The 5,364-nt window shown below is 70.9% G+C and carries 3 protein-coding genes; all 3 read left to right on the plus strand.

Going from position 1 to position 5,364, the window contains the following annotated elements; translation table 11 throughout:
- On the plus strand, positions 1-289 hold a 289-nt coding region (locus AC1DKV_RS40010; RefSeq protein WP_477139705.1), incomplete at its 5' end, for a hypothetical protein.
- Positions 290-403: 114 nt separating this feature from the next.
- Positions 404-1,477 (plus strand): cobalamin biosynthesis protein CobW, encoded by a 1,074-nt coding sequence (gene cobW, locus AC1DKV_RS40015; RefSeq protein WP_477139706.1) that lies wholly within the window; start codon positions 404-406, stop codon positions 1,475-1,477.
- 29 nt (positions 1,478-1,506) lie between these two features.
- A complete protein-coding gene (gene cobN / locus AC1DKV_RS40020) occupies positions 1,507-5,301 on the plus strand; it encodes a cobaltochelatase subunit CobN (RefSeq protein WP_477139707.1) in 3,795 nt (1,264 codons plus the stop codon).
- Positions 5,302-5,364 lie beyond the last annotated feature (63 nt).

Consider the following 5,364-nt stretch of genomic DNA (forward strand, 5'->3'; position numbering starts at 1 on the left):
GGGCAGCGGCCCGGCGCGGCCAGTGGCGGCAACGGCGGCCGCTCGCACGGTTGCCACGCCGCCAAAGCMGGCGCCGCCGGTGCCGCMGTTGCCGCCGTTGCCGCGCACGAMMGAACACGTGGTCGGCCGGTTGCTCGAAGCGCGCACGCTCAACCTTGCGCCTTCGGCGCCGCTTGCCGGTCTGCGGCCACGCGAGGCGTGGTGGATGGCGGCACTGATGCTGTTGCTGGTCGGCGCCGGTGCCGGCGTGGAATGGCACCGGGGCCGGCGCCGGCAGGCCCAGCGCTAGCGGCGCGGCGGTGGACAGTACCGCACGATGTCTTTATGCTGTTCGCCTCGTTTCCACCGGCTGCCGCAAGCCGGACCCCGCTTTCCAAACGCCTGATTTCCCGAGCCCGCCACCATGCAGACCAGCAAGATTCCCGCAACCATCGTCACCGGCTTCCTGGGCAGCGGCAAGACCACCTTGCTGCGCCATATCCTCGAGAACGCCGGCGGGCGCCGCATCGCGGTGATCGTCAACGAATTCGGCKAACTGGGCATCGACGGCGAGATCCTCAAGGGCTGCGGCATCGGCTGCGACGAGTCGGGCGAGAGCAACGGCCAGCTCTATGAACTGGCCAACGGCTGCCTGTGCTGCACCGTGCAGGAAGAGTTCTTCCCGGTGATGGAGCAACTGCTGGAGCGCCGCGCCGACATCGACCACGTGCTGATCGAAACCTCCGGCCTGGCGCTGCCCAAGCCGCTGGTGCAAGCCTTCAACTGGCCCAGCATCAAGAACGCCTTCACCGTGGACGCGGTGGTCACCGTGGTCGATGGTGCCGCCGCGGCGGCCGGCCAGTTCGCCGCCGACCCGGACGCGGTGGACGCGCAGCGCAAGGCCGATCCCAATCTCGACCACGAATCGCCGCTGCACGAACTGTTCGAAGACCAGCTCGGCGCGGCCGACCTCGTCATCCTCAACAAGACCGACCTGATCGACGCCGCGCAGCGCGCCGAGGTGGAGGCGCTGATCCGCCCGGAGATCCCGGCCGAGGTGAAGATCGTCGGCGCGCAGGGCGGCAAGCTCGACGTGGCGCTGCTGCTGGGTCTGAACCGCGCGTCCGAGGACAGCATCCACCTGCGCCCGGACCACCACGGCTCCGCCGACGATCCCGAGCATGCCGACCATCATCACGACKAATTCGATTCGGTGGTGGTGGAGCTGGGCGAAGTGGAGCGCGACCATCTGGTCGGCGCCTTGCAGCAACTGGTGGAGCAGCACACCATTTACCGCATCAAGGGTTTCGCCAAGCTGCCCGGCAAGCCCATGCGGCTGGTGCTGCATGGCGTGGGCCGCCGCTTCGACGGCTACTTCGACCGCCGCTGGCAGCCKGGCGAGGCGCAGTCCACGCGCATCGTGCTGATCGGCCAGGAGCTGGAGCAGGCCACGCTGCAGGCCGCCTTGGAGGCTGCGCTGGCCACGGCGCAAGCCTGACGCCGCAGCCCTGACACGTCCGCCACGCGATGCACCTGCTTTCCACCCGCCCGKGCGGCTTCGTCGACGACAACGCCGGCGTGGTGCGCATCGTGCAGAGCCCGGCGCGCATGGTGGTGCTGAGCGCGGCGGACACTACGCTGTCGCTGCTGGCCGGCGTGTTCCCGCGCCTGGGCGAAGACTTCCCCACGGTGCGGCTGGCCAACCAGATGTACCTGCGCCAGCCCGCCTCGCTCGACATGTACGTGGACGACGTGCTGCAGCACGCGAGCGTGGTGGTGGTGGATCACCTCGGCGGCGACAGCGACTGGGCCTACGGCCTGGAGCGGCTGACCGAACTGGCGCGCGCGCGCGGCCAGTTGCTGGTGATGTTCTCCGGCGACCTGGCCGAGGACGCCAACCTGCTGGCGCGCGGCAACGCGCCGCCGGCGCTGTCCCATACCCTGTGGCGCTACCTGCGCGAGGGCGGCGCCGACAATGCAGAGCAGTTCTTCCGCTGCCTGGCCCACCACGCCTTCGGCTGGGGCGAGCCGGCGCTGCAGCCGCGCGTGCTGCCGCAGGCCGCGCTCTACCATCCGGCCCACGGCGTCGCCACGATGGCGGACTGGCAGCGCKACTGKATTGCGGATGCGCCGGTGGCGGCGCTGGTCTTCTACCGCGCCCACCTGCAGGCCGGCAACACCGATGTGTTCGATGCGCTGATMGCCGCGCTGCGAGCCGAGGGCCTCAACCCGCTGCCGCTGGCGGTGAATTCGCTCAAGGACACCCTGTGCCGCGAGGTATTGCAGCAGCTCTGCGCGGAACACCGCGCGGCGCTGGTGCTCAATACCACGGCCTTCGCGGTGTCGTCGCTCGATGCGCCGCAGACGTTGGCGCTGGCCGGCGACGCGCCGGTGCTGCAAGTGGTGCTCAGCGGCGGCAACYGCGAGGACTGGCTGCGCGACAACCAGGGCCTGGGCGCGCGCGACGTGGCCATGCACATCGCCATGCCCGAGGTGGACGGCCGCATCATCACGCGCGCGGTCAGCTTCAAGGGCCTGTCCTACCGCTGCCCGCATACCGAGGTGGACGTGGTGCGCTACCAGCCCGACGCGGAGCGCATCGCCTTCGTGGCGGCGCTGAGCCGGCGCTGGTGCCGCCTGCGCCGGATGCCCAACGCCGACAAGCGCGTGGCGCTGGTGCTGGCCAACTATCCGTCCAGCGAAGGGCGCATCGGCAATGGCGTGGGCCTCGATACGCCCGCCTCGGTGGTGGGCATCCTCGCCGCGCTGCGCGAGCACGGCTATCACTGCGAAGGCCTGCCCGCCGACGGCGACGAACTGATGCGCGGGCTGACGCAGGGCATCACCAACGACCTTGCCCAGCACGGCTGGCGCCCGGCCTTCCAGAGCCTGCCGATGGCGGACTACCTGGGCCACCTGCGTAGCCTGCCCGAGGAAAACCAGCGTGCCATCGCCGCGCAATGGGGCGAACCCGGGCAGGACCCGATGGTGCGGCAGGGCCGCTTCATGATCGCCGGCGTGCGCAGCGGACATCTGTTCATCGGCCTGCAGCCGGCGCGCGCCTACGCGCTGGCGGCCGGCACCACCGGCGCGCAGGACTACGCCAGCTACCACGACGCCGAACTGGTGCCGCCGCACGGCTACCTGGCCTTCTATTTCTGGCTGCGCCATGCCTTTGGCGCCGATGCCGTGGTCCACGTCGGCAAGCACGGCAACCTGGAATGGCTGCCCGGCAAGAGCGTGGCGCTGGCCGACTCCTGCTGGCCAGACGCCATCCTCGGCCCGCTGCCGCATCTCTACCCGTTCATCGTCAATGACCCGGGCGAGGGCGCGCAGGCCAAGCGGCGCGCGCAGGCTGTMATCATCGACCACCTGATGCCGCCGCTCACGCGCGCCGAGAACTACGGCCCGCTGCAGGACCTGGAACGCCAGGTCGACGAATACTACGAGGCGCTGGCGGTGGACCCGCGCCGCGCGCGGCTGCTGCGCAAGTCCATCCTCAAGCTGATCGTGGACCAGCAGTTGCACCGCGAGCTGGGGATCGACGCGCCGGCCGACAGCGACGGCGAGGATGCGCTGCTCAATCGTACCGACACCTATCTGTGCGAGCTGAAGGAATCGCAGATCCGCGATGGCTTGCATGTCTTCGGCGTGTCGCCGCAAGGCCGCCAGCGGCGCGACACGCTGCTCGCGCTGGGCCGTTTCCCGAGCGGCGACGGCCGGGGCGCGCAGGCCAGCCTGCTGGCCGCGCTCGCCGCCGATCTCGGGCTGGGCGAGGGCTTCGATCCGCTCGACGCGGACTGGGGCGCGCCGTGGCAGGGGCCGCGCCCGGCATTGCTGATGGCCGTCGATGCCGGCGCATGGCGTCACCACGGTGACACGCGCGAACGACTGGAAATGCTGGCGGCGCAGTTGCTCGGCGACGATGCAGTGCCGGCCGGCCTGCCGCAGGCCGCCGCCGTGCTGGCGCGCCTGCATGGCGAGGTGGCGCCGGCGCTGGACGCCTGCGGCGAGCAGGAAATGCGGCAGCTCGCGCGCGGGCTGGCCGGGCAATTCGTGCCGCCMGGCCCGAGCGGCGCGCCATCGCGCGGCCGCCCCGACGTGCTGCCCACCGGCCGCAATTTCTACTCGGTCGATACGCGCGCGGTGCCCACGCGCACGGCCTGGACGCTCGGCCTCAAGTCCGCCAATCAACTKATCGAGCGCCATCTGCAGGAACATGGCGATTATCCGCAGGYGGTGGGGCTGTCGGTATGGGGCACGGCCACCATGCGCAGCGGCGGCGACGACATCGCGCAGGCCTTCGCGCTGATGGGCGTGCGGCCGCGCTGGGCGGCCGGCAGCTTCCGCGTGACCGACTTCGAGATCCTGCCGATGGCGATCTTCGACCGCCCGCGCGTGGACGTGACGCTGCGCGTGTCGGGTTTCTTCCGCGATGCCTTTGCCAACGTCATGCGCCTGTTCGACGCCGCAGTGCAGGCCGTGGCCGAACTGGACGAGCCGCCCGAACTCAACCCCCTGCGCGAGCGCGTGCTGGCCGAGCGCGCCMGCCTGGAAGCGCAGGGCCTGCCCGCCGCCGAAGCGCGCCGGCGCGCCGGCTGGCGCGTGTTCGGCGCGCGCCCGGGCGGCTACGGCACCGGGCTGCAGGACCTGATCGACAGCCGCGCCTGGCAGGACGACAACGACCTCGCCCAGGCCTACCTGCATGCCGGCGGCTACGCCTACGGGCAGGGCACCGACGGCGTGGAGGCACGCGCCAGCTTTGCGCAGCGCCTGTCGGGCCTGGACGCCGTGGTGCAGAACCAGGACAACCGCGAGCACGACCTGCTCGACGCCAACGACTACTACCAGTTCCAGGGCGGCATGGCCGCCGCCGCGCGCACCTTCGGCGGCGCGCAGCCGGCCATCTACCATGGCGACCACAGCAACCCGGCCGCACCGCGCATCCGCACGCTGCAGGAAGAAATMAGCCGCGTGATCCGCGCGCGCGTGGTCAATCCCAAGTGGATCGACGGCGTCAAGCGCCACGGCTACAAGGGCGCCTTCKAGATGGCCGCCACCGTGGACTACCTGTTCGGCTTCGACGCCACCACGCGCGTGGTATCCGACCACCAGTACGCGCTGGTGACCGACGCTTACGTGAACGACGCCGACACGCGCGCTTTCCTGCGCCGGCACAACCCGCGCGCGCTGCACGCCATCTGCGAGCGCCTGCTCGAGGCCGCGMAGCGCGGCCTGTGGCAGGCGCCCGGCGAGCGCCGCGCCCAACTCGAACARCACCTGCTCGACAGCGAGCAGGCATTGGAAGGAGCCTCCCGATGACMGCCGCCGCACAGCGCTCGCGCTTGCCGTTTCCGTTCAGCGCGCTGGTAGGCCAGCAGCGCC

Source organism: Cupriavidus sp. 05T41 (genome assembly GCF_056396525.1).